Genomic DNA, 1,994 nt, shown 5'->3' with positions numbered 1-1,994 from the left:
GGAACAGCACGCCGTGTTTGCGGCAGAGGGCGCCGATGGCGGCCAGGGGCTGCAGCACGCCGATTTCGTTGTTCGCCGCCATCACCGACAGCAGCAGGGTGTCGGGCCCCAGGGCCGCCGCCAGCCGCGGCGGATCGGGATGGCCGGCGAGGAACAGCACCGAGTCGGTGGGCAGGAACAGGGCGGCGACCAGGGTCTGGGGACTGCGCTCTCCCCCGTGGAAGTAGCGCCGGTCGCCCCAGCCGACCTCCAGGAACGGAGCGGCCTCAGCCCCGGGAGGCCCGAGCCGCCAGCCGGGGGGCTGCTGCACCACGATCGCGGTGTGGTGGCCCCAGTCCGCCACCAGCACCGTGTAGCTCCCCGCCGGGGGCTGGGGCAGCCGCACCCGGGGGGCGCGGGGCTCGGGCACCACGGCGGCCTGCAGCATGGGCCATGCCACCAGTTCCAGCAGGACCGGAAGAAACGGCATGGGGGCAGGGGGACTTGAACCCCCACAGCCTCGCGGCCTGCGGATTTTAAGTCCGCTGCGTCTACCAATTTCGCCATGCCCCCGCGGGGGGATCCTAGATTCGCCCCACTTCGCGACATCCCCGGTGGCCCTGAGCGGACCCCTGAACAGCCTGCCGCTCGACACCCTGCTGGTGATCGGCGCCTACCTGGCCCTGGCCGGCGCCTACCTGCTGGTGGTGCCCCTGGCCCTCTATTGGTGGATGCACAAGCGCTGGTACGTGATGGGCAAGATCGAACGCACCGCCATCTACGGGATGGTGTTCCTGTTCTTCCCGGGGCTGATCCTGTTCGCCCCCTTCCTCAACCTGCGCATGGCGGGCCAGGGCGAGGCCTGATCGGTGACCCGCGCACAGGCGATTCTGCTGGGGCTGGTGGTCTTCGCCATCGGCGGGGGTGGTTACTGGGTGTTCCGCTCCAGCGGCCTGGAGGGCTTCTCCCCCGGCATCGCCGCCTCGGCGCTGCTGATGCTGGTGGTGCTCGGCTGGACCGCCAGCTACCTGCTGCGGGTGGTGGGCGGCAAGATGACCTACATGGAGCAGCGGCGCCGCTACCGCGCCGCCTACGACGCCATCACCGACGACGAGCTGCAGCGCAAGTTCGAGGCCCTCAGCCCTGAGGAGCAGGAGAAGCTGCTGGCCGAGGTGGGGCAGCTGCAGGCCGATGCCGAGATGTGAGTGCCCCTGGCGGCCCACGGACGACCCCATAGGCTCAGGAACACCGTCCCGCCTTCCGGCCCGATGAGCGTCGCCGCCACCGCCGGCCCCAGCACCGCCCCCACCCTGATCCAGGAACGCTTCACCGCCCTGCGGGCCGCCGACCGCTGCGCCCTGATGCCCTTCCTGATGGCGGGCGATCCCGATCTCTCGGTCACCGCCGCCAGCCTGCTGGCCCTGCAGGCGGCCGGTGCCGACCTGATCGAGCTGGGCATCCCCTACAGCGATCCCCTGGCCGACGGCCCGGTGATTCAGGCCGCCGCCAGCCGGGCCCTGGCGTCAGGCACCACGCCCGGCCGGGTGCTGGACATGCTGGCCTCCCTGCGGGGCCAGCTGAGCGTGCCGGTGGTGCTGTTCACCTACAGCAACCCCCTGCTCAACCGGGGCATGGACAGCTTCTGCCGCGAGGCGGCCGCCGCCGGTGCCGCCGGACTGGTGGTGCCCGACCTGCCGCTGGAGGAGGCCCAGAAGCTCTCCGCCATCGCCGCCGGCCATGGCCTGGATCTGGTGCTGCTGGTGGCGCCCAACACCCCGGCCGAGCGCATGGCCCGCATCCATGCCGCCAGCCGCGGCTTCACCTACCTGGTGAGCGTCACCGGGGTGACGGGGGTGCGCACCAGCCTGGAGGACCGGGTGGGTCCGCTGGTGGGGCGGCTGCGGGAGCTGGGCCCCACACCGGTGGCCGTGGGCTTCGGCATCGCCACCGGCGAGCAGGCCCTCCAGGTGCGCCGCTGGGGCGCCGATGGCGCCATCGTGGGCAGCGCCCTGGTC

At 72.1% G+C, this 1,994-nt stretch carries 4 protein-coding genes and 1 tRNA gene; 3 read left to right on the top strand and 2 right to left on the bottom strand.

The window, feature by feature from the left end; all coding sequences use genetic code 11:
- Nucleotides 1-469, bottom strand: a 469-nt coding sequence (locus VB737_RS06750; protein WP_500312165.1) for an aminotransferase class V-fold PLP-dependent enzyme, incomplete at its 3' end; no start/stop codon positions are given.
- Nucleotides 469-552 (bottom strand) — tRNA-Leu (locus tag VB737_RS06745). The genes VB737_RS06750 and VB737_RS06745, both read right to left, overlap by 1 nt.
- A gap of 41 nt (nucleotides 553-593) precedes the next feature.
- Here VB737_RS06745 and VB737_RS06740 point away from each other — a divergent pair.
- The 3 genes from VB737_RS06740 to trpA form a co-directional block, all read left to right on the top strand.
- Complete coding sequence (locus VB737_RS06740) at nucleotides 594-845, top strand: NAD(P)H-quinone oxidoreductase subunit L (RefSeq protein WP_500312164.1); 252 nt, start codon at nucleotides 594-596, stop codon at nucleotides 843-845.
- A gap of 3 nt (nucleotides 846-848) precedes the next feature.
- Entirely contained in the window at nucleotides 849-1,184 is a 336-nt protein-coding gene (locus VB737_RS06735; RefSeq protein ID WP_254948923.1) for a DUF3007 family protein, read from the top strand.
- A 63-nt stretch (nucleotides 1,185-1,247) separates the two neighbouring features.
- On the top strand, nucleotides 1,248-1,994 hold a 747-nt coding region (trpA, locus tag VB737_RS06730; RefSeq protein ID WP_500312163.1), incomplete at its 3' end, for a tryptophan synthase subunit alpha.

The sequence above is a fragment of the Synechococcus sp. BA-120 BA3 genome, assembly GCF_034931285.1.
Taxonomy (GTDB): Bacteria; Cyanobacteriota; Cyanobacteriia; order PCC-6307; family Cyanobiaceae; genus Cyanobium.
Note: the sequence above shows the minus strand (reverse complement) of the source record. Positions and strands in the feature narration are given on the sequence as shown.